At 71.0% G+C, this 20,188-nt stretch carries 21 protein-coding genes; 8 read left to right on the plus strand and 13 right to left on the minus strand.

Annotation, left to right across the window (positions count from 1 at the left end; genetic code table 11):
* Nucleotides 1–8 precede the first annotated feature (8 nt).
* On the minus strand, nucleotides 9–977 hold the full coding sequence (locus ACWEVP_RS31415) for a R2-like ligand-binding oxidase (RefSeq protein WP_452066171.1): 969 nt from the start codon (nucleotides 975–977) through the stop codon (nucleotides 9–11).
* Nucleotides 974–1,573, minus strand: a complete 600-nt coding sequence (locus tag ACWEVP_RS31420; protein WP_452066172.1) for a TetR family transcriptional regulator — start codon at nucleotides 1,571–1,573, stop codon at nucleotides 974–976. The genes ACWEVP_RS31415 and ACWEVP_RS31420 overlap by 4 nt, the downstream gene beginning before the upstream one ends.
* Before the next feature lie 95 nt (nucleotides 1,574–1,668).
* On the opposite strand from ACWEVP_RS31420, the gene ACWEVP_RS31425 reads away from it, so the two are divergent.
* Nucleotides 1,669–2,334 (plus strand): HAD family hydrolase, encoded by a 666-nt coding sequence (locus ACWEVP_RS31425; RefSeq protein ID WP_452066173.1) that lies wholly within the window; start codon nucleotides 1,669–1,671, stop codon nucleotides 2,332–2,334.
* Here the strand turns inward: ACWEVP_RS31425 and ACWEVP_RS31430 are convergent.
* Entirely contained in the window at nucleotides 2,270–2,506 is a 237-nt protein-coding gene (locus tag ACWEVP_RS31430) for a hypothetical protein (protein WP_452066174.1), read from the minus strand. The genes ACWEVP_RS31425 and ACWEVP_RS31430 overlap by 65 nt on opposite strands.
* Nucleotides 2,507–2,638: 132 nt before the next feature.
* Between ACWEVP_RS31430 and ACWEVP_RS31435 the strand changes: the two genes are divergently transcribed.
* The gene (locus tag ACWEVP_RS31435; protein WP_007033367.1) at nucleotides 2,639–3,025 is read left to right on the plus strand and encodes a cold-shock protein; all 387 of its coding nucleotides are present in this window, start codon (nucleotides 2,639–2,641) and stop codon (nucleotides 3,023–3,025) included.
* 3 nt (nucleotides 3,026–3,028) lie between these two features.
* Here ACWEVP_RS31435 and ACWEVP_RS31440 read toward each other — a convergent pair whose 3' ends face one another.
* From ACWEVP_RS31440 to ACWEVP_RS31450, 3 genes are read right to left on the minus strand one after another with little or no spacing between them, the layout of a single operon-like run.
* A complete protein-coding gene (locus ACWEVP_RS31440) occupies nucleotides 3,029–3,505 on the minus strand; it encodes a DUF2771 family protein (RefSeq protein WP_400867944.1) in 477 nt (158 codons plus the stop codon).
* Nucleotides 3,506–3,516: 11 nt separating this feature from the next.
* Nucleotides 3,517–5,406 carry an MFS transporter gene (locus ACWEVP_RS31445; RefSeq protein ID WP_452066175.1) on the minus strand — a complete coding sequence of 630 codons (1,890 nt, stop codon included), beginning with the start codon at nucleotides 5,404–5,406 and terminating at the stop codon, nucleotides 3,517–3,519.
* Nucleotides 5,407–5,455: 49 nt separating this feature from the next.
* Nucleotides 5,456–6,223, minus strand: a complete 768-nt coding sequence (locus ACWEVP_RS31450) for a glutaminyl-peptide cyclotransferase (protein ID WP_452066176.1) — start codon at nucleotides 6,221–6,223, stop codon at nucleotides 5,456–5,458.
* 51 nt (nucleotides 6,224–6,274) lie between these two features.
* Between ACWEVP_RS31450 and ACWEVP_RS31455 the strand changes: the two genes are divergently transcribed.
* Together ACWEVP_RS31455 and ACWEVP_RS31460 are read left to right on the plus strand one after the other, a co-directional pair.
* Nucleotides 6,275–7,996 carry a DUF3027 domain-containing protein gene (locus ACWEVP_RS31455; protein ID WP_452066177.1) on the plus strand — a complete coding sequence of 574 codons (1,722 nt, stop codon included), beginning with the start codon at nucleotides 6,275–6,277 and terminating at the stop codon, nucleotides 7,994–7,996.
* Complete coding sequence (locus ACWEVP_RS31460) at nucleotides 7,977–10,796, plus strand: sacsin N-terminal ATP-binding-like domain-containing protein (RefSeq protein WP_452066178.1); 2,820 nt, start codon at nucleotides 7,977–7,979, stop codon at nucleotides 10,794–10,796. The genes ACWEVP_RS31455 and ACWEVP_RS31460 overlap by 20 nt, the downstream gene beginning before the upstream one ends.
* On the opposite strand, the gene ACWEVP_RS31465 is transcribed toward ACWEVP_RS31460, so the two are convergent.
* Nucleotides 10,797–11,024 (minus strand): DUF2530 domain-containing protein, encoded by a 228-nt coding sequence (locus ACWEVP_RS31465; protein WP_436385406.1) that lies wholly within the window; start codon nucleotides 11,022–11,024, stop codon nucleotides 10,797–10,799.
* An 82-nt stretch (nucleotides 11,025–11,106) separates the two neighbouring features.
* Here ACWEVP_RS31465 and ACWEVP_RS31470 point away from each other — a divergent pair, with 82 nt between their 5' ends.
* Nucleotides 11,107–12,576 carry an NCS2 family permease gene (locus tag ACWEVP_RS31470; protein WP_452066338.1) on the plus strand — a complete coding sequence of 490 codons (1,470 nt, stop codon included), beginning with the start codon at nucleotides 11,107–11,109 and terminating at the stop codon, nucleotides 12,574–12,576.
* Here ACWEVP_RS31470 and ACWEVP_RS31475 read toward each other — a convergent pair whose 3' ends face one another.
* Nucleotides 12,577–13,161, minus strand: coding sequence for a hypothetical protein (locus ACWEVP_RS31475; RefSeq protein WP_452066179.1), 585 nt, complete (start codon nucleotides 13,159–13,161; stop codon nucleotides 12,577–12,579).
* A 100-nt stretch (nucleotides 13,162–13,261) separates the two neighbouring features.
* Between ACWEVP_RS31475 and ACWEVP_RS31480 the strand changes: the two genes are divergently transcribed.
* Nucleotides 13,262–13,693, plus strand: coding sequence for a MarR family winged helix-turn-helix transcriptional regulator (locus tag ACWEVP_RS31480; protein ID WP_160701219.1), 432 nt, complete (start codon nucleotides 13,262–13,264; stop codon nucleotides 13,691–13,693).
* 113 nt (nucleotides 13,694–13,806) lie between these two features.
* Nucleotides 13,807–15,063, plus strand: coding sequence for an MFS transporter (locus tag ACWEVP_RS31485; RefSeq protein WP_452066180.1), 1,257 nt, complete (start codon nucleotides 13,807–13,809; stop codon nucleotides 15,061–15,063).
* Here the strand turns inward: ACWEVP_RS31485 and ACWEVP_RS31490 are convergent.
* Nucleotides 15,060–15,704, minus strand: a complete 645-nt coding sequence (locus ACWEVP_RS31490; protein ID WP_452066181.1) for an NAD(P)-dependent oxidoreductase — start codon at nucleotides 15,702–15,704, stop codon at nucleotides 15,060–15,062. The two genes, ACWEVP_RS31485 and ACWEVP_RS31490, sit on opposite strands and share 4 nt — an antisense overlap.
* Nucleotides 15,705–15,813: 109 nt before the next feature.
* On the opposite strand from ACWEVP_RS31490, the gene ACWEVP_RS31495 reads away from it, so the two are divergent.
* Nucleotides 15,814–16,977, plus strand: coding sequence for a helix-turn-helix transcriptional regulator (locus ACWEVP_RS31495; protein WP_452066182.1), 1,164 nt, complete (start codon nucleotides 15,814–15,816; stop codon nucleotides 16,975–16,977).
* A gap of 142 nt (nucleotides 16,978–17,119) precedes the next feature.
* Here ACWEVP_RS31495 and ACWEVP_RS31500 read toward each other — a convergent pair whose 3' ends face one another.
* The 4 genes from ACWEVP_RS31500 to ACWEVP_RS31515 all read right to left on the minus strand — a co-directional run bounded on the left by ACWEVP_RS31500 (nucleotide 17,120) and on the right by ACWEVP_RS31515 (nucleotide 20,178).
* Complete coding sequence (locus ACWEVP_RS31500; protein WP_452066183.1) at nucleotides 17,120–17,932, minus strand: arylamine N-acetyltransferase family protein; 813 nt, start codon at nucleotides 17,930–17,932, stop codon at nucleotides 17,120–17,122.
* 103 nt (nucleotides 17,933–18,035) lie between these two features.
* Complete coding sequence (locus tag ACWEVP_RS31505) at nucleotides 18,036–18,659, minus strand: superoxide dismutase (protein ID WP_003088226.1); 624 nt, start codon at nucleotides 18,657–18,659, stop codon at nucleotides 18,036–18,038.
* A 189-nt stretch (nucleotides 18,660–18,848) separates the two neighbouring features.
* Nucleotides 18,849–19,508: a biliverdin-producing heme oxygenase gene (locus ACWEVP_RS31510; protein WP_452066184.1), complete on the minus strand. Its 660-nt coding sequence runs from the start codon at nucleotides 19,506–19,508 to the stop codon at nucleotides 18,849–18,851.
* 73 nt (nucleotides 19,509–19,581) lie between these two features.
* Nucleotides 19,582–20,178, minus strand: a complete 597-nt coding sequence (locus ACWEVP_RS31515; RefSeq protein ID WP_452066185.1) for a TetR/AcrR family transcriptional regulator — start codon at nucleotides 20,176–20,178, stop codon at nucleotides 19,582–19,584.
* Nucleotides 20,179–20,188: the final 10 nt, after the last annotated feature.

Here is a 20,188-nt window from a genome sequence, read left to right on the forward strand (position 1 = left end):
CACGCGCCTCAGGAAGCCGCCGCGGCCGCTTCCGCGATCGCCTTCGCGTCCTCCTCGCCGAACGTCTCCTCCAGGTGCTCCGGCGAGTAGTCCAGGTCGATCTGCTCCACCGGCATCCCGCGCGCCGACTCGATCGCGCCCAGGCGGCGCTGCGCCCGGTCGGCCGCGTACTGGATGATCTCCTGCGGGTCGTTGTCGAACGGCAGTTCCTCGAACTGGTCCTGCACCCACTGGATCATGTTGAGCGCGTGCGGCAGCAGCTCGCCCATCCGCTGCTGGACCGCGTCCCACAGCGAGTCGTCCGCCGCGACGTGGCGGCGGCACGTGAACGTGCCCCACGCCATGTGGCGGCGCTCGTCGTCGCCGATGCGGCGGACCAGTTCCTGCATGCCCGGCAGGATGTCGTGCTGGGTGCAGATCAACTGCCACGAGTAGTACCCCGTCAGCGCGAGGCTGCCCTCGATCACGTGGTTGTACGTCACGCTCGCGCGGATCTGGTTCAGCGGGCTGGGATCGTCCTCCAGCGCCCGCAGCGACTGCGGTAGTTCTTCGTAGAACAGCTTGCGGTAGTGCGGGTTCTCGGCGACGTACGGGTGGAGGTCCGCGGTCAGCCCGACCGCGTCCATCCAGCGCCGGAACACTTCCGTGTGCTTGGCTTCCTCGAAGCAGAACTGCGTCAGGTACATCTCGTCGCCGAAGCGGCCGGTCGCCGACATCGCCCGCATGAACGGCTGGATGTCCTCGGTGACGGCCTCTTCGCCGGCGATGAACTGCGCGACGAGGTAGGTCGTCGAACGCTTCTGCTCGTCGTTCAGCGTGTCCCAGCCCTCGCGCTCGCGGCTGAAGTCGATGTCGGCCGGGTTCCAGAACTTCTTGTTGCCCTTGACGAACAGGCGCAGCGGGAACGAGTCCCAGTTCAGCCCGCCCTTGCGCAGCGAGGAAAAGCCGGTCCGCAGCTCGGACAGCGTGTCGGTCATCGTTTCACTCCATTGTGGACGAATTGGCGGATGGCGGGGGCCAGCACGGCGGTGACGGCGTCGGCCGCCTCCGTCGCCGAGTGCGTCGGGAGCACCAGGTGCGACAGGGAAAGCCGCACGACGGTCTCCGCGAGCAGGGCGGCGGCTTCGGCCGAGAGTCCCGGTTCGAATTCCTGGTACTGCTCGGCGGCGAGGTCCGCGGCCGCGGTCAGGATCGGCTCGCCGCGGCTCGTGAGCAGCGGCAGGAGGTCCTCGCCCGCTTCGGTGCCGAGCGCCGCCGCGACCAGGCGGTTCTCCCGGGCGTGCTCGATCGTGTAGACGACGGCGTGGTGGATGCCCGCGAGCAGCCCGTCCGCCGTTTCGAACCGCTGCCGGATCCCGTCGAGGAACTCCGCCGCGGTGCGCAGCGCCACCGCCTGGGTCAGCGCCGCCTTGTTGCCGAACTCGTTGTAGACGGTCTGCCTGCTCACCCCGGCTTTCGCCGCGACGTCGGCCATCCGCAGGCCCGCGTGCCCGCGGTCCGGCAGCAGGTCGGCCGCGGCGTCGAGGAGCGCTTCCCGCAGGGACGCCTTCGTCCGGTCAGTGAAGCTGGTCACACCTTCACCTTGACATGGATTGCTCTGCTGTCAAGACGCTGTACATGATCGGCTTACGTGTAAAACTGTCGGTGATCGGCAGTACCGTGTGGAGCGTGGGCATCACGGTGGGGTTCGACCTCGACATGACACTGATCGACGCGCGGCCGGGCATGGCCGCGGCGATGAACGCGCTCGGCGCCGAATCCGGCCTGCCGCTGGACGGCGAGGCATTCGCGGCCAACCTCGGCCCGCCGCTCGACGACATCCTGCGCGGCTTCGAAGCGCCCGAGGAGCGCATCCCGGGGCTCGTCGACCGGTTCCGCGCGATGTACCCCGAAGTGGTCGTGCCGAGCACCGTCGCGCTGCCGGGCGCGGTCGAGTCGCTGCGGGCGGTCCGGAAGGCCGGCGGGCGCACGCTGGTCGTCACCGGGAAGTACGGGCCCAACGCGCAGCTGCACGTCGACGCGCTCGGGCTGGAGGTCGACGAGGTCGTCGGCGAGCTGTGGTCGACGGCCAAGGCCGAGGCGCTCCTGGCGCACGACGCGCGCGTGTATGTCGGAGATCACGCGGGCGACATCCGGGGCGCGCTGGCGGCCAACGCGATCGCGGTCGGCGTCACCACCGGGCCGTGTGACCGCACGCTCCTGCTGAGCGAAGGAGCGGAGGTGGTGTTCGGCTCGCTGGCGGAGTTCCCGGAGTGGTTCGAGAAGGCCCTCAGTTCTTTGCGCGAGCCTCGCGGACCAGGGCGATCAGGCCCAGCAGCAGCCCGAGCGGGGTGATGACACCGGCGGCGACGGACAGCCAGATCGGCAGGTTCTCCAGGCCGGCGGCGAACATGATGAACACCGTCAGCACGGCGAGCATGCCGAGGCCGAACAAGCCGATGCCGACGCGCATGAGGAACGGTTTGCCGGTGGCGGCCACGGCGGCCTCCTTCGTCGCCTTACTCATGGAGCAGAGGGTATCCGGCGGTATCGACTTCTCCCCAGGGCATGTGGCGAGATACCCTTTACCCAGCGCGCCCTGGGTACGCCCCCGGGCGCGTTCGTCGTGAGCGGGACAGCAGAAGGATTGGTGAGGGAAGTGCCGACCGGCAAGGTCAAGTGGTACGACGCGGAGAAGGGGTTCGGGTTCGTCACGCAGGACGGTGGCGCCGACGTCTACATTCGCAAGGCCGCGCTGCCGCAGGGCGTCGAGGGGCTCAAAGCCGGGCAGCGGCTCGAGTTCGGCGTCGCCGACGGCCGTCGTGGGCCGCAGGCGCTCTCCGTCCGGCTGCTCGACCCGCCGCCGTCCGTCGCCGAGGCGCGCCGCCGCCCCGCGGAGGAGCTGCACGGCCTGATCGAGGACATGATCAAGCTCCTCGAGCTGAAGGTGCAGCCGGACCTGCGGCGCAACCGCTACCCGGACCGCAAGCACACCAAGCAGATCGCCGAGATCATGCGCGCGGTGGCCCGGGACCTCGATCCCTAAACCTCAGGCTTCGAGCCGCAGACCCCACACGTCGCTGGGCAGCAGCCCGGACTCGCCGGTGCTCGAGTTCAGCACGGCGGTGTACTTCTGCACGTCCACCGCGGAAATGCGGTCGGCGGGCGTCGGCGGCGTCACGGTGTAGGCGTAGCGGTCCAGCGACGTGAACGGGATGGGGTCGCTCTGCTTGTACTCGCCCTGCGGGGTGACGTACTCGTAGACGATCTGCCACGGCGCCTCGGCGACCTCGCCGGGCACGGAGATCTGCACGGGCTTGCCCGGGCGGACCTTCAGCGTGCGCGTGTCGCCCTTGGCGCTGCACGGCTGCGCGAGCTGCTGGGAGTAGTCGCACGTGAGCACCGGCGTGGTGTTGATCGTGTGGCCGTCGGCGTAGAACGTGACCTCGGCCGGGCCGGGTGCCGAGCAGCCGGCCACCGCGAACCCACCGGCCGCAAGCAGGGCCACCACCCGGGAACGTCGCATGGTTGCGGAGCCTACCGGCGGGGCGCCGGGTCCCTGGGCAGGCCCTGGGCCGGGAAGCTGCCGGTCGGCTCGGGGCGCAGCGGCCGGTCGCCGCCGAGGCCCGGCACGAGCGAACCGCCACGGCGCACCAGGTACGTCTGCGTGAGGCCGACGGCCAGCACGATTGTGATCACCAGGAAGCCGATCCAGTACGTCGGCGGCAGCAGCAGGCCCGCGCCGCCGCCGAGGCACCAGGCCAGCTGCAGCACGGTCTCCGAGCGGCCGAACGCCGACGCGCGCGACTCCTCGGGCAGGTCCTCCTGGATGACGGCGTCGAGGCTGATCTTGGCCAGCGCGCTGGCCGTCGCGCCGACCAGGCCGACGATCGCGGCCGTGGCCAGGCCGGGCAGGATCGTCGCGACCAGCGCGGCGAGCACGCAGCCAGCCACGCACCCGACGATCACCTGGTCGGGGCTGCCGAAGTGCAGGCGCGAGCCCAGCGCGTTGCCGAGGAAACCGCCGGCGCCCGCCGCGGCGCCGATCACGCCGAGCAGCAGCAGCTGCATGAACGGCGTCTGCCCGCTGCCTTCGGTCTGGGCCTTGACCGCGAACGCGGCGAACATCATGAGGAAGCCGGTGAGGACGCGCACCGAGCCGTTGCCCCACAGCGCGACGACGATGTGGCGCCCCAGCGGCTGGCGGCGCTTCTTCTCCGTCGGGTGCGCCGAAAGCGATGTCGGGACCTCGCCCTCGGTCGCCTCGACCCAGGCCGGGATCCGCATCGACTGGACGGCGGCGGCGACGCAGATGAGCGCCGTGAACCACAGCGCGCCCGCCGAGCCGGCGATCGCGTTGACGCCGCTGGCCAGCGCGCCGAACGCGCCCGCGGCGACCAGGCCGAACGTCGTCAGCCGGGCGTTGGTCTTGGAAAGCGTGATCTCCGAGGGCAGCACCCGGGGCGTCACGGCGGCCTTGAGCACGGTGAACGACTTCGACAGCACCATCATCCCGAGCGCGGCGGGGTAGAGCAGCCAGTCGTCGAAGTGCAGCGCCATCACGACGGCCATCAGCCCCTGGCCGACCGAAGACGCGCACATCGCGAGCCGCCGCCCGCGCTGCACCCGGTCGAGCGCGGGCCCGATCACCGGCGCGACCAGCGCGAACGGCGCGATCGTGATGAGCAGGTAGAGCGCGACCTTGCCCTTGCTCTCCCCACTGGTCGCGGCGAAGAAGAGGGTGTTGGCCAGCGCGATCGCCATCGCCGCGTCGCTGGCGTAGTTCAGCATCACGGCGTAGGTCAGGGACGTCAGGCCGGACTTTTCGGCGCCGTCGGCCTTCGTCGCGCGCTGGAAGGCGCCGACGGCCTGGCCGGTCAGCTGCCGGCTGCGCATCGCCGCGACCCGCGTGACGGTGATCTTCTTCGGCAGCTTCGGCGTGCCGCCCGGCGTTCGCGGTTCTTCCCGCGGCGGCGGGGGCGCCTGCTCCGGTGGACGGGGCTCGCCCGCGTAGCCGCCGGTGTCGTAGTGCTCGTACTCACCGCTGCCGGGACGGCGGTCGCCCTGGTAGAAGCCGGGCGGCTCGCGGCGGACCGGCTCGGTGCGGTTCGGGTCGTGCGGCGGGTACGGCCGCGCCCCACGCGGCGGCGGTGGCGGGGGCCGGTGCCCGGCCGGCGCGGCGGCGGTCGGGGCCTCGTTCGCGTCGTAGTACGGGGCGCGCGGCGGGGCGTCGTTGTGCCGGGCCGGCCGCTCCACGCGGGTGGGCGGCGGCGCGCTGCGGTGCTCGACGCGCGTAGGCTGCGGGGCGACCGCTTCCCGCCACGGCTTGGCCTGCCCGGCGCCCGGCTCCGGCGTCCAGCGTCGCTTCGACTTGCGGCCGCGCGGCTGCGAGCCGGAGCCGTCGGAGCGGGAGCCGAAGAGTGCCACGTCTCAATCCTGCCTTACCGGGGGTCGGTTCCGCCTGCTCATCCGTGCTTCAGTCGTTCTTCGGGACGAACCTCACGCGGAACGTGACCGGCCACTGCTTCCCGGTGAGCAGGTATTCGCCGGTGCCCGGGACGGCCGCTATCCCGTTGAGGACGTCTTCGGCGCCGGTCGCGTTCACCCGGGCGCGCAGCGGACCCGCGTCGATGGTGCCGGTGACGTGCCCGGTGGCGGCGTCGATCCGCAGGACGGTGTCGGTGTGCCAAACGTTTGCGTAGACGTCGCCGCCGACGCATTCGAGCTCGTTGAGCTGGTCGCGGCCGACGTCGACGCTCCCGGTGACGGCGAAGGTCGCCGGGTCGCGGAAGGTCAGCCGGGACGAGCCGTTGCTCATGACGAGCCGCCCGCCGGCTTGGTGGCAGAGGCCCCAGCCTTCGCCGTCGTACTGGACGCGGCGCAGCTCGGCGAGGGTTTTGGAGTCGCGTTCGATGGCGAAGCCGTCCTGCCAGGTGAGCTGCCAGAGCTTCGGCCCGAGGACGGTGACGCCCTCACCGAAGAGGGGCGCGGGGAGGGTCGCCGTCGTGGCGGGCGGGCCGCCGGCCGGGCCCGCGGTGAGCGTCGACCGCCCGGCGAGGCCGGTGCTCTCGTAGAGGGTGTCGCCGGCGAACTCGAGGCCTTCGGTGAAGGCGGCGGGGTCGTGCGGCAGGGTCGAGACGACCTCGACGGTGAGCTGTTCCGGGGCGGTCTCCTGGGCGGGGGCGCCGGCGCAGCCGCCGAGCGCGGCGGCTGCCAGCAGGGTGGTGACGATCGGCGTGCGCACGATGAACAGCCTGGCACGGGCGCCGGGGAGGCGTGCGGCACAATTGGCCGCATGACGCTGCTGCTGACCCTCGACGACGGTTCCGTGCAGCGCAAGCTCGCCGATGCGGTGGAGTTCGCGCGCGCGGCGGTGCTCGAAGAAACGCCCGAGGAGCAGATCGGCACCCACGTGGGTGTCACGCGTGAGGACGCGGTCACGGCGAGTCACCTGTTCGAGGCCCAGGTCCCGGGGTATCGGGGCTGGCGCTGGTCGGTGACGGTGGCCCTGGCGGGCGACGACGAGCCGGTGACGGTCAGCGAGGTCGTCCTGGTGCCGGGCCCGTCGGCGCTGATCGCCCCGGCGTGGGTGCCGTGGGAGCGCCGGGTGCGCGCGGGCGACCTCGGAGTCGGCGACATCTTCCCGACGGACGAGAACGACCCCCGCCTGGCCCCGGCGTACCTGCAGTCGGACGACCCGGCGGTGGAGGAGGTCTCGCGGGAGGCGGGCCTGGGCCGCGTCCACGTGTTGTCCCGCTTCGGCCGGACGGAGGCGGCGGCCCGCTGGCACGGCGGCGAGTTCGGCCCCCGGTCGGACATGGCCCGCAGCGCGCCGGACGTGTGCGGGACGTGCGGGTTCTTCGTACCGCTGGCGGGATCGCTGCGCGGGGTGTTCGGGGTGTGCAGCAACGACATCGCCCCGGCGGACGGCCACGTGGTGGACGTGGAGTACGGGTGCGGAGCGCACTCGGAGGTCGAGGTGGAGGTGACGTCATCGGTCCCGGTGGCGGAGCTGGTCTACGACGATTCGTTGCTGGACTTCACCCCGGCGCCGCCATCGGGGGAGTCGGAGCAGGCCGAGGCGGCAACCGCTGAGCCCGAGACTGCCGAGCCGATCGCGGCGCAGCAGACCGCCGCGGTTCCTGCCACGGGCGGTGCGGAGTCGGAGCAGGCCGAGGTGGCAAGTTCCGAGCCCGCTGCGCCGGCCGATGTGATCGCCGAGCCGGAGGCAGTGGTCACCGAGGCGGCGGCCGATGCTGTTGCCGAGCCGGAGGCAGTGGTCACGGAGGCCACGCCCGCGGCCGATGCTGTTGCCGAGTCGCGGGCGGCCGAGGTTGCCGCGCCGGAGGAGGTTGAGCCGGCTCAGGCTGATGCTGTTGCGCAGCCGGACGTGGCCGACGCTCCTGTTGAGACTGATGTTCCCGAGCCGTCTGAGGCGGAGCCCACGCAGGCTGAGGTGACCGATGCGGTTGCCGAGCCTGGCCAGGTGGCTGAGGCTGAGCCCGCGCAGGTCGAGGTGACTGATGCGGTTGCCGAGCCTGGCCAGATCGCCGAGGCTGAGCCCACGCCGGTCGAGGTGGCTGATGCGGTTGCCGAGCCTGGCCAGGTGGCCGGGGCGGAGCCCGTGCAGGCTGAGGTTGCCGAGCCGGAGGCCGGTGACTCTCCGGCGGGTGAATCGGCCACGGCTCAGGTCGGCGTGCCCGCTTCGGCTGAGCCGATCGAGGCTGAAGCAACCCGGCCGGAGTCCGGTGGGGCTGCGGTGGCCGAGCCGGCGCAGGGCGACGTTGCTGCGGCCGAACCGGTCGAGGCGACTGCGGCCGAGGCTGGTGAATCGGCTGCTCAGGGCGAGCCTGCTGTCGCCGGCCCGATCGAGGCCGAGGCGCCCGCCGAGCCCGCGGTGGATGGATCGCTGCCGGGCGATGTCGCGGCGGGAGAGCCCACTGGGCCGACCACCCAAGCTGAGCCGTCCACTGCCGACGAAGCTCAGGCTCGGATCGATGAGCAGCGGGATCTCTGACGCCTCCGGGGCCGATCCCTTCGGCACCGCGCGGCTCCGTGAGTCCACCCTGCGCGCCTGGCAGGATTCGCCCACCCGGCTGATCGAGGACACCAACGTCGAACGGGATCTTCGCGTTGGGGCCTACCGGGATCGGCTCTTCGTCGAGCTTGCCCAGAACGCCGCCGATGCCGCCATGGCGCACGGGACGCCCGGGAAAGTCCGCGTGTCCCTTGTGGACCGGGAGCTGCGGTTCGCCAACACCGGTGCGCCCCTCGACGCGCGGGGTGTTGCCTCCCTTGCCTCGCTGCGGGCCTCCGGGAAGACCGGGGACACCGTCGGCCGCTTCGGGGTTGGTTTTGCCGCCGTTCGCACCGTTTCCGACGCTCCCAGTGTCGTCTCGACCAGTGGTGGTGTCCTTTTCTCCGCCGAGAAAACCCGTGCAGCCGCTGGGATCGACGGCGAAGTTCCCGTCCTTCGGCTGCCCTGGCCGGTCGCGGGTGACGTTCCCGAAGGCTTCGACACCGAGGTTCGCCTTCCGCTCAGGGATGACGTCGACGGGCAGGCTCTGCTCGACCAGCTCGCCGAGGACATCGGTGACCTCCTGCTCGCCTTGCCGTGGCTGGCCGAGGCCGATGTGGACGGTCGCGTTTGGACTCGATGCGCCCAGGACGAGGTCGTCGAAATCCGGGGGCCGGCAACGGAAGTCCGGTGGCTGACTCATCGTGGGGATGTCGTGTGGGCCGTTCCGGTCGACGAACACGGTCTCCCGCGGCCTCTCGGAGACGACGTTCTCCACGCGCCCACTCCCACCGACGACGGGCTTTCGCTCCCCGCGAGGCTTCTCGCTCAAGTGCCCGTCGAACCCTCGCGTCGCCGAGCGCTCCCCGGGGCAGAGCTGACTGCGGCGCTCAAGCACGCCGCGGCCGAGTACGTGCACTTGGTGCGGTTGCTGCCGGCCGAACAGCGGTTCGCGCTCGTTCCCGCGCCCGGGTTCCCGAAGTCCACTGTGGACGCACAGCTGCGCGACGAGGTGATCGCCGATCTCAGCACCGAGGCCTGGCTGTCCACTCAGGACGGTCGGGACGTCGCCGGGCGCCAGGCGAAAGTCCTCGACGTCGACGTCGACGGCCTGCCCGAGCTGATCGCCGACGTCGTTCCCGGACTGATCAAAGGCGCCGCGCCCGCCAGTGTGCTGAAAGCCGTCGCCGTGCAGGTGATCAGCGTCGAAGAAGTGCTCGAAACGCTTACCGGCACCGCTCGGGAACCGGGCTGGTGGCGTGCCGTCTACGCGGCGCTCGCCAGGGCTGTCGAGTCCCACGCGCTCGCGGCCGAACGGCTGGACGGCCTGCCGGTCCCGTTGTCCGACGGCCGGACGTTGCCGGGTGCGCGGGGGTGTCTGCTCGTCGAGGGGTCGGCCGAGCTGCTCGAACTTCTGTCCGATGTGGATATTCCGGGGCTGCGGCTCGTGCACCCCGCCGCGTCGCACCCGCTGCTGGAACGGTTGGGCGCCAAGCACGCCGATGCCCGTGAGCTGCTCAACGCCGATCAGCTGCGTGACGCCGTCGAGCGCAGTGTCGAAGACGTCCGGTCCGGATTGGACGGTACGACGCTGGCCGGCGCGGTTCTCCGGCTGATCGCCGACTGCGGGGACGACGCCCCTCGGTGGGTCGGTGCCCTCGCCCTGCCCGCCACCGACACCTGGCGACGCGCCGACGAGCTGGTGCTCCCGGATTCGCCGCTGCTGGACGTCTTCGACGAAGAAGTCTTCGAAGAGGACGGTGCGCTCGACGTCCTCGACGAGGACTTCGCCGAGGACTGGCCCGCCGAAACGCTCAAGGCCGCCGGCGTGCTCGACTCGTTCGCGGTCGTCGTCGACGACGAGCCGCACGAACCCGATCACGACCTGCCGGACGAGGAAGCCTGGTGGGACTCGCTGCCCGAGCCGCCGTCGACGCTCGTCGCCGTCCGGGATCTCGATCTCGTCGGGGACGACGCCTGGCCCGCCGCGCTCCGGCTGCTCGCCGCCCGGCCCGAGACCTGGCACGCCCTGCGCACGCCCCACGGCCACGCGCGCTGGTGGATCGCGCAGTACGCCGTGCTCGGCGGGCTCGCGCCGAACGAATGGCGGTTGCCGGACGCCGACCTGGACGGGCTCTACGACGAGGTCCCCGACCTCGGGCTGAGCGACGACCTGCTCGAAACGGCCGGGGTGCGGACCGGACTGGCCCTGTCCACTGTGGACGAGGCGCAGGACGTGCTGCGCCGCCTCGCCGACCCGGAGCGGCGGATCACCCCGGGGCTCGCGGCGCGCGCGTACGACGCCGTCGTCGAATCCGGTTTCGAGGTCCACGAACCGGGTGGGCTGCGGGCGGCGGACGGCTCGGTCGTCGGGCGCGCGCTGATCCTCGACGTCCCGTGGGTGGCCGGTGCGCTGGAACCCGGCGAGTACGTGGTCGCGCCCGCCGATCCCGACCGGCTTTCCTCCTTGCTCGACGAACCGCTCGCGAGCACTACCCCGGCCGAAGTCGTCAGCGAAGGCGAGTACGCGCCCTGGGCCGAGCTGCCCGCGCTCAAGCTCGTCGCCGATCAGCTCGGTGTCCGGCTGCCCGAGGGTGGCGTCCTGGTGCACGACCCGCTCACCGTGCGGATCCAGGGCGCCGCACACGACGTCCAGTGGTGGTCCGACGGGCGGCTGCACGCGGCCGACACCTCGGAAGGCCTGGCCCGCGCCTTCGCCTGGGCGGCCGACCGCTGGCCCGACCGGCACCTCATCACGGCGCTGCTCGACGACCCGTCGCCGCGGACGTTGCTCGCGTGACTAGAGCCGCTGGGCCGACTTCGAGCCCCGGCGGGCGGCGGCGCGCTGCCAGCCGATGATCGCCAGGCCGATGAAGCCGAGCACGAAACCGGACAGCGCGGTCTGCACCCACAGCCCCGAAGTCGTGAAGAAGAGCACCACCAGCGCGACAGCCCAGATCGAGGTGCCTACGATCACCACCGGCGTCAGGTCGGTCAGCTTCTTCGGCAGCTCCGGCGTGTGCCGCAACGAGCCCGTAACCTCCGGTGGATTGATCGGTTCACTCACGTGGTGAAGGGTACTCCGCAGCAGCGACAGAATGGGCAGGCGAATGGCGGAGCAGGAGACGACCCGCACCGGGACGTCCACACTGGACCGGTTCTTCAAGATCACCGAACGGGGTTCGACCGTCCCGCGTGAACTGCGCGGCGGCCTGGTCACCTTCGTCACGATGGCCTACATCGTGGTGCTGAACCCGCTGATCATCGGCAGCTTCTCCGCCGACGACGCGGGCGCGCACAAGGACCTGCTCGGCGGCATCCTGCCCGTGCCGCAGGTCGCCGCCGTGACGGCGCTCGTCGCCGGCGTGATGACCATCCTCATGGGCCTGGTCGCGAACTACCCGTTCGCCATCGCGACCGGACTCGGCATCAACAGCCTGGTCGCGGTCACCATCGCCCCGCAGATGACCTGGCCCGAGGCGATGGGCCTGGTCGTCATCGAGGGCGTGATCATCGTCCTGCTGGTGCTCACCGGCTTCCGGACCGCGGTGTTCCGGGCCGTGCCGGCCGCGCTGAAGTCGGCGATCGCCGTCGGCATCGGCGTGTTCATCTGCCTGATCGGCCTGGTCGACGCCGGGTTCGTGCGCCGGCTGCCGGACGCCGCGCACACGACCGTCCCGGTGGGCCTGGGCATCAACGGCTCCATCGCCTCCTGGCCGACCGCGGTGTTCGTCGTCGGCCTGCTGGTCACCGGCATCCTGGTCGTGCGCAAGGTCAAGGGCGCGATCCTGATCGGCGTGCTGGCGTCGACCGTGCTGGCCATCGTCGTCGAGGCGATCGTCAAGGCCGGGCCGTCGCAGGGCACGAACCCCAAGGGCTGGAACCTCGGCTACCCGGCGCTGCCGGACCAGGTCGTCGGCCTGCCGAACCTGTCGCTGGTCGGCGACGTCTCGTTCGGCGCCTGGACGCGGCTGCCGATCATCACCGTCTGCCTGCTGGTGTTCACGCTGGTGCTCGCCGACTTCTTCGACGCGATGGGCACCATGACCGGCCTCGCGAAGGAGGCCGACCTGCTGCCGAAGGACGGCCAGCTCCCCAACGTCGGCAAGGCGCTGTTCGTCGAGGGCCTCGCGGGCGCGGCGGGCGGGTTCGGCTCGGCCAGCTCGAACACGGTGTTCGTCGAGTCGGCGTCGGGCATCGCCGAGGGCGCGCGGACCGGCCTGGCGAACGTCGTCACCGGCGTGCTGTTCATCGCGGCGATGTTCCTGACCCCGCTCTACCAGGTGGTGCCGGTCGAGGCGGCCGCGCCGGCGCTGGTCGTGGTCGGCGCGATGCTGATGTCGCAGGTCCGCGACATCGACTTCACCGACTACTCGATCGCGCTGCCGGCGTTCCTGACCATCGTCGTCATGCCGTTCACGTACTCGATCGCGAACGGCATCGGCGCCGGCTTCGTCAGCTACGTCGTGATCCGCGCCGCTACCGGCAAAGCCCGTCAGGTCCACCCGCTCATGTGGGTGATCGCGCTGGCCTTCGTCGCCTACTTCGCGGTCGGGCCGCTCCAGGCGGCGTTCAAGTAGTCAGCCCGCGGCGGCGACCTGGAGGGCCTGGGTGAGGACGGGCAGGTTCGCTTCGAAGACGGGCTGCGGGGCGTCGTAGCGGATGGTGATCAGGACGTCGCCGGTCCCGACGCCGATCTCCCGGACCTGCCGGGTGGCGCCCTGCTTCTGGTAGGTGAAGTCCCACTGCCCGGCGTCGTTCGACGCGACCGGCTCGTGGTCGGCGATCGAGGTCAGCCGGTAGCCGGGGTCGTAGTTCGTCTTCGCGAGGGCCCGCAGCCCGCTCACCGGGTCTTCCTGCTCGAGGGGCACGCGGTCGGTCTCGAGGGCGACGCCGCTGGCCGAGTCGAGGTAGGTGGCGTGGTCGCCGACGTGGTCCGACGGCCAGGGCGGCACCGGGATCGCGAAGTTCCAGCCGCGTCCGCCGGCCGCGTCGGGGAAGCGGTAGACCTCCTGGTGCGCGACCTGGATGGCCGGCGCGGTGGTCGTCGGCGACGGTGGCGGCGCGGCCGCCGGTGCGTCGTCACCGCTGCTCAGGAACTGCGCCGCCACGATCGCCAGCACCGCCGCGCCCACCACGGCCGTGCCGACCAGCTTCTTGTTCATCGAACCCCCAGTTCGCTCCGAGGAAAGGACGCGTGGGGCTCGCCGGGGTTGCGGTGGAGATCACCCGTTCGCGCGAAGTTTCGTAAGGTATGCTAACTATATGTCCGGCGACACGCACGAACGCTCCTTGGCGAGCCGTCTGCGTCTCGCGGTGGTCCGGCTCAACCGCCGGCTGCGGGCACAGCGCGTCGGGGACGACCTCACGCTGACGCAGGTCGCCGCGCTGTCCACCTTGCACAAGTGCGGTGCGCTGACCCCGGGGCAGCTCGCCGCGAAGGAAGGCGTCCAGCCGCCCTCGATGACGAGGGTGATCGCCGCGCTCGAGGAGATGCGTTTCGTCGAGCGGCGCCCGCACCCGACCGATGGCAGGCAAGCCATCGTCGAGTTGTCCGAGAGCGGGCTGGCCTACGTGCAGAAGGCCATCTCCGTGCGGGAGGCGTGGCTGGACCGGCAATTGGCGGAACTCGGCGACGAAGAGCGTGAAGTGCTCTCCAAAGCCGCCGAAATAATCGACAGGATGGCGGGGAACTAACCACGGTGACGGCCACGGGTAGCGAAACGAAGCGTTCGATCCAGACCACTGCTACCCGGGAAACGGCTTCACCGCCGTCCGCTTCGCCACCCTCTCCTGCCAAGCGAAGCAGCATGTTCGCCTCGCTGCGCGTCCGCAACTACCGGCTGTTCTTCACCGGCCAGGTCATCTCGAACATCGGCACCTGGATGCAGCGCATCGCCCAGGACTGGCTGGTGTTCACCCTCAGCGGCAACAACCCGATCGCCCTCGGCATCGCCGTCGCGCTGCAGTTCGCCCCAACGCTGTTCCTCTCGCTGTGGGCCGGCGTCCTCGCCGACCGCGTCGACAAGCGGCGGCTGCTCACCTGGATCCAGGTCGCGGCGTGTTCGCAGGCCGTCGTCCTCGGCGTGCTCGACCTGACCGGGATCGCCGCGCTGTGGCACGTCTACGTCCTGTGCTTCACCCTCGGCGTGACGGCGGCGCTCGAAGTGCCGACGCGGCAGTCGTTCGTCGCCGAGATGGTGGGCCGTGACCAGGTCGCGAACGCCGTCGCGCTCAACTCGTCGATCTTCAACATGGCGCGGATCGTCGGGCCGGCGATCGCCGGGTTCGCGATCACGTGGATCGGCACCGGCTGGCTGTTCATCGCGAACGCGCTCAGCACGGTCGCGGTGATCACCGGGCTGGTCCTGATGAACCCGGACAAGCTGTTCCGCGTCGCGGCGGTGCCGCGCGAGAAGGGCCAGCTCGCCGAGGGCCTGCGCTACGTCCGGCGGCGCTCGGACCTGATGACGGTGATGGTGCTGGTGCTGTTCGTCAGCACGTTCGGCATCACGTACTTCTCCTCCCTCCCGATCGTCGCGGCGAACGTCTTCCACACCGCGGCCGACGGCTACGGGTTGCTCTCGACGCTGGTCGCGGTGGGCACGTTCACCGGCGCGATCATGTCCGCCCGCCGCGGCACGAAGGGCAGGCCGCGGGTACGGCTCATGCTGGTGTCCGCGTTCTTCCTGGGCGTGTTCGAGCTGATCACGGCGTTCATGCCGACGTACCTGACGTTCGGCCTCGGCCTGATCCCGCTCGGCTTCGCCACGATGACGTTCCTCAACACGGCGAACGCGCTGGTGCAGACGTCGGTCAGCCCCGAGATGCGCGGCCGCGTGATGGGGCTGTACGTGCTGGTGCTCATCGGCGGCAACCCGATCGGCGGCCCGATGGTCGGGTGGATGGCCCAGGAGTTCGGCGGGCGGTCTCCGTTCTACATCGGCGGGGCGGTTTCGGCGGTGGCCGCGGTCGTGTGCGCGGTGGTGCTGATCCGGCGGGGCGGGGTTTCGTGGCCGGTTCAGCGCGGGTTCGGGCTGCGGGTGTTGAAGCGGGCCAAGGTTTAGCCGCGCGGCCGCCCGCGGGGTGTGTAGAGCATCGGTGCCTCCCTGATCCGGCTGCCGTCCTCGGCCAGCCGGACGAGGGTCGCGGCGATGTCACCCACCCGCACGGAACTCCACGGTCCGAGGGCGAACGTACCGAGCCGCGCCCGGCCCGAGACCGGCCCGGCGGCGATCATCGGGACCCGCACCAGGGTCCAGGACAGGTCGCCGGTCCGCCGGAGCAGCTCGCCGAGCGCTTGACCGTGGGCCAGCAACGGGCGGCACCGCAGCGCCAGGAACGCTTCCACCAGGCGCAGGCCCGGGTTGTGCGGGTCGCCGGGGAAGTCGATGTGGAAGCCCTGGAGCACCACGAGCCGGTCCACTCCGGATTCACGCATGGCCGTCGCGATGTTCTGCGTGCCCGCGTCGATGCTGTCCGGGCCCCCGTAGCCGCCCAGTGTCGAAACGACCGCGTCCGCTCCCGCCACCGTCGCCGCCACCGCGTCCGGGTCGAACGCGTCTCCGTGGAGCACCTCCGCCCCGTCGAGGACGCCGGGCGTGGTCCGGCCTCGGACCAGGGCGCGGACGTCGTGGCCGTGTTCCAGCGCCAGCCGGACGGTCGGCGCGCCGGCCAGCCCCGCGCCTCCGAAAACTGCGAGTTTCATCGGTGCCTCCCACCTTGGTCGTCCACGGGACGCTAGGCCGCCGGGCGGGGGCTGCCCATGCCACAAATCGGTCATGTCCGGCCCGCGGCGGCCGACTTACACTGACCGGATGCGCGCCGAAGCGAGGGTTCGGGCGATCGGCAAGATCGCCGCCCTGGCCGGGACGCCGACCGATCTGGTGACGTTCTGGCGGTCGTGCACGGACGTCATCGCCACGGTCGTGCCGCACTACTGGTCGCCGTGCTACTTCACCGTCGACCCGGCGTCCCTGCTGATCACCAGCCACTTCCACGAGGGCCTCGCCGAGCTGCCCGCCGAGGTCTTCGCGCAGGAGTACTACGGCGAGGACGTCCACAAGCTCGGTGACGTCGTGCGTTCGGAAGCCGGTCTGTCGACCATCCACGAGGCGAGTGGCGGCGATCCGAGGAACAGCCCGCGCTGGCGGTTCAACATGACGATGGGCGGGGACCAGGAGCTGATCGCGCGCCTGCGCACGCGCCAGGGCGAGGCGTGGGGCGCGCTCGGGCTCTACCGGGAGCCGGGCGCGCCGATGTTCGGCGACGACGACAAGGAGTTCGTCCGGGCGATCGGGCCGCACCTGGCGGCGGGCGCCCGGAGAGCGATCACGCTGGGCGAGGCGACGGACCCCGAGGTCCCGGACGCCCCCGGGCTCGTCGTGATCGACGAGTCCTGGCAGATCACGTCGGCGACCCCGGGCGCCGGGCGGTGGCTGGCCCGGTTGCCCGACGGAGACCTCGACGCGGGGCGGCTACCCTCGTCGGTCTTCGCGGTGGCGGGCCAGGCCCTGCGGGACGGCGGGCGGACGAGCCCGGCGACGGTGGCGTTCGCGCGGGTCCTGGCCACCGACGGCACGTGGATCCTGCTGCACGGCGCGCCCCTCGACGGCGAGAACCGCAAGCGCGTCGCGGTCATCATCGAACCGGCTCACCCCGCCCGCATCTACCCGTTGCTGATGTCCGCCTACGGGCTGACGGCGCGCGAACGCGACGTCGTCGAGCTCGTGCTCACCGGCGCGTCCACCGCCGAGATCGCCACCGCGCTCGTGGTCTCGCCCCTCACGGTCCAGAACCACCTGAAGAACGTCTTCGAGAAGACCGGCGTGCACAGCCGGCGCGATCTCGTCGGCAAGATCTTCTTCACCCACTACGAGCCGCGGGTGCGCGACAACGAACGGCGCGTGCTGCGCGGGGAGCCGCCACGCGGCGGGCCGGCGGTGCGGGACACCGCCGACCACCGTCACCCGGACGAGTGAGATCCGGGTCTCCCCGGTCGACCTCTTGCCCGCAGAGATGAGGTTAGGCTAACCTCATACGTGTCCGCTTCGTGGTGGGAGCGGCAGTCAGTTCGGGAACGGACGGAGCCCCGGCCCTGGGAACCCCAGGCCGGGGCTCCGTTCACTGCACGGCAGTGTCGGGCTGAAGTTCGCCGCTCGTCAAGGGACTCTCACCCGGTGGCGTCGGCAGCCGGGTCAGCGTCAGGCCGAAGTAGACCCGGTACGCCGTCCGGATCGCCGCTTCGGTCGCCAGGACGACCTCGTGCCGGACGCCGTCGACCGTCTCGATCAGCCGGTCGCCCGAGAGCGTCACGCGGCCCTGGGACGTCGGGCGCGAGCACGTCAGCGACTTCGTGAAGTGGGACGACGGGGACGTCGCCTGCCACCACGCCATCGGGACGAAGTCCGACAGCGGCCGCGGACGGCGCTCCAGCCGGTACCGCGGCTTGCCGTCCTGCACGATGTCGACGTCGCCGTGGGGCGCGTCCAGTACGAGGAACTCGCCGTTCGGATCAGCCTGCGCGTCCACCCCGGACAGGCGCAGCGGGTGCCGGGAAAAGCGGCCGAAGCCGACGTCGGCCAGCCAGTCTTCCCCGTCCAGCGACACGACGACCGCCGCGTGGTCCAACGGCGGCCCGAGGGTGCCGTCCGGGCGGAACACCTGCGCCGCGTGCAGCGCCGCGGCGTATCCCAGCGAGTTCAGCAGCGCCGCGAAAAGGCCGTTGAGCTCGTAGCAGAACCCGCCCCGGCGGCGGCGCACGATCTTGCCGAACAACGCGTCTTCGGCCAGCTCGACCGGCTCGCCCAAGTGGATGCTCAGGTTCTCGAACGGCACCGCGGCCAGGTGCCGTTCCTGCAGGTGGCGCAGCGTCGCGAGGTCGGGCGCCGCCGGCCACGCGACGCCGAGGCGGTCCAGATACGCGTCGACGTCCATGGGGACCACTCAAACACCTCGACCGCACTCGAGGTCAAGCGCATTCAGCCCACGACGAAAAACGGGGCCCTCCCGGAGGAGGACCCCGTTTCAGGCGATGAGCTCAGCCGAGCAGCAGGCCGTTGCCGCCCGCGACGGCGTTGTCGAACCGCTTGGAGATCTCGGCCCAGTTGAAGATGTTCCAGAGGGCCTTGACGTAGTCCGGCTTCACGTTCTTGTAGTCCAGGTAGAACGCGTGCTCCCAGACGTCGACCAGCAGGATCGGCACGGTCGGCAGGATCAGGTTGTTGTGGTGGTCGCGCAGCTGCTGGGTGATCAGCGTCTTGCCGATCGGGTCCCACGAGAGCGCGCCCCAGCCGTTGCCCTGGATCGTGGTCGAGACAGCGGTGAACTGCGCCTTGAACTTGTCGAAGGAGCCGAACGCCTCGTCGATCGCCGCGGCCAGCTCGCCGGTCGGCTTGTCGCCGCCTTCCGGCGACAGGATCTTCCACCACACGACGTGGTTGGCGTGGCCGGCCAGGTTGAAGGCCAGCGTGGTCTCCAGGCCGACGATCGAGCCGAAGTCGTTCGCTTCGCGGGCGGCTTCGAGCTTGTCGAGCGTGTCGTTCGCGCCCTTGACGTAGGTCGCGTGGTGCTTGCTGTGGTGCAGCTCGTTGATCTCGCCGGAGATGTGCGGCGCGAGGGCGCCGTAGTCGTAGTCGAGATCGGGCAGCTCGTAGCGGGCCATTGGCCCTCCTTCTGTCTTCGACACAAGTTTCCGGTACCGAACCTAGTAGCACACGCCCCTCCGCGGCGAGCGGGGGCGTGTCGTGATCACCGCCTGGGATGACCGGCTCGTGGGTGGCGTACCCGAGGGTCCGCCGCCCGAAACCGAGCCTGCTACCTGGACTTAACTGGAGGTCAACGAGCTGTGAGATCACGCACGGAAGTCGTCGAGCCGCGAAGCCAGCTCCTCGAAGACGGCGACGTTGCACTCGAAGGCCACCAGCGTCTCGTCGATCACCCGCGCGCGGTCGGCCTCGTCCCACGGCGCGTTGTCGAGCTTCGCGCGGTAGGCGTCCCGGAACCGCGGGGCGCTGCCGATCCCCTCGAAGTGGTAGAAGAGCGTGCCCGCCTCGGCGACGTCGTACTTCTTCTCCAGCAGCCGCCGGATCGCCTGGCCACCCGCGATGTCGCCCAGGTAGCGCGTGTAGTGGTGGGCCACGTACCCGCCGGCCCACGACGACGCTTCCTCGATCCGCGCGACGTAAGCCCGGGTGGACGCGAGCGGCGTGATCGTCGAGCGCCAGTCCGGGCCGACCAGGTGGGCCAGGTCGCGCTCCAGGCTCGGCAGCCGGCGCAGCTCGTCGAACACGAACCCGTCCCCGACCGGGTCGCCCGCCATCCGGTCGCTCGCCGCTTCGATGGCGCCGTAGACGAAGTAGTACTGGATGGCGAGCTGGGTGTAGCCCTCCTGCGTCAGCTCACCGCCGAGCAGGGCGCGCATGTACGTCGAGTAGTTCGCCTTCTCGTGCACCTCGAGCGTCGACGCGCGCAGGGTCGCCGAGAACGGGCGAGCGTCCGTGGTCACCGACATGGGCAGGCCTCCCGGCGATCGATCTGACACGCTGTCAGAAAGATCGTAGGGCATATTTCCGGGTTAGGCTACCCTAAATCGACGCCCCGACCGCGCGCAGCACGAACCGGACGGCGGCTTCCACGACGTCTTCCAGCTGGTCGGCGGGGCCGTCGACCAGCGTCCGGTTGCCCAGCGCGGCGGTGATCATCGGGATCAGGACGTCCGGGTCCTCGGCGGGCCAGCGCCCGAGGTCGACGCCGCCGGCCAGGATCGCGCGCAGCCGGTCGGTGATCGGGTCGGCGTGCGCGCTGATCCGGCGGTAGGCCGCGGGCGCGAGCGCCGAAGCCAGCGCCGTGCCCGGCGGCATGTGGAACTCGGCCAGCACGCGCAGCTGCAACCGCACGAACGTCGCGAGCTGGTCGACCGGGTCGGCCTGCGCTTCGACCGCTTCGGTCAGCCGCGTGACGTACCGGGCCGCCTCGTCCTCGACGAAGGCGACGAGCAGGCTTTCCTTGTCGGGGAAGTGGTTGTACAGCGCGGTCCGGCCCACCCCGGCCGCCGAGGCGACGCCGGCGAGCGTGATCGCGTCGAAGCCGCGTTCGTACAGCTGGGCGCGCAGGACTTCGAAGACCCGCGTGCGGACTTCGCGCCGGTGCGCCTCCAGCGACTCACCGAGAATCTTCGGCATCGGCCCAGGC

It is taken from the genome of Amycolatopsis sp. NPDC003865, assembly GCF_053605345.1.

Excerpts from the sequence above, each read along its gene's own strand:
- ACWEVP_RS31490 (WP_452066181.1), bottom strand. The coding sequence starts at position 15,704 with ATGAAACTCGCAGTTTTCGGAGGCGCGGGGCTGGCCGGCGCGCCGACC.
- ACWEVP_RS31440 (WP_400867944.1), bottom strand. The coding sequence starts at position 3,505 with ATGCGACGTTCCCGGGTGGTGGCCCTGCTTGCGGCCGGTGGGTTCGCG.
- ACWEVP_RS31510 (WP_452066184.1), bottom strand. The coding sequence starts at position 19,508 with ATGTCGGTGACCACGGACGCTCGCCCGTTCTCGGCGACCCTGCGCGCG.
- ACWEVP_RS31460 (WP_452066178.1), top strand. The coding sequence starts at position 7,977 with ATGAGCAGCGGGATCTCTGACGCCTCCGGGGCCGATCCCTTCGGCACC.
- ACWEVP_RS31505 (WP_003088226.1), bottom strand. The coding sequence starts at position 18,659 with ATGGCCCGCTACGAGCTGCCCGATCTCGACTACGACTACGGCGCCCTC.
- ACWEVP_RS31475 (WP_452066179.1), bottom strand. The coding sequence starts at position 13,161 with ATGAACAAGAAGCTGGTCGGCACGGCCGTGGTGGGCGCGGCGGTGCTG.
- ACWEVP_RS31485 (WP_452066180.1), top strand. The coding sequence starts at position 13,807 with ATGTTCGCCTCGCTGCGCGTCCGCAACTACCGGCTGTTCTTCACCGGC.
- ACWEVP_RS31470 (WP_452066338.1), top strand. The coding sequence starts at position 11,107 with ATGGCGGAGCAGGAGACGACCCGCACCGGGACGTCCACACTGGACCGG.
- ACWEVP_RS31495 (WP_452066182.1), top strand. The coding sequence starts at position 15,814 with ATGCGCGCCGAAGCGAGGGTTCGGGCGATCGGCAAGATCGCCGCCCTG.
- ACWEVP_RS31455 (WP_452066177.1), top strand. The coding sequence starts at position 6,275 with ATGACGCTGCTGCTGACCCTCGACGACGGTTCCGTGCAGCGCAAGCTC.
- ACWEVP_RS31515 (WP_452066185.1), bottom strand. The coding sequence starts at position 20,178 with ATGCCGAAGATTCTCGGTGAGTCGCTGGAGGCGCACCGGCGCGAAGTC.
- ACWEVP_RS31415 (WP_452066171.1), bottom strand. The coding sequence starts at position 977 with ATGACCGACACGCTGTCCGAGCTGCGGACCGGCTTTTCCTCGCTGCGC.
- ACWEVP_RS31430 (WP_452066174.1), bottom strand. The coding sequence starts at position 2,506 with ATGAGTAAGGCGACGAAGGAGGCCGCCGTGGCCGCCACCGGCAAACCG.
- ACWEVP_RS31500 (WP_452066183.1), bottom strand. The coding sequence starts at position 17,932 with ATGGACGTCGACGCGTATCTGGACCGCCTCGGCGTCGCGTGGCCGGCG.
- ACWEVP_RS31480 (WP_160701219.1), top strand. The coding sequence starts at position 13,262 with ATGTCCGGCGACACGCACGAACGCTCCTTGGCGAGCCGTCTGCGTCTC.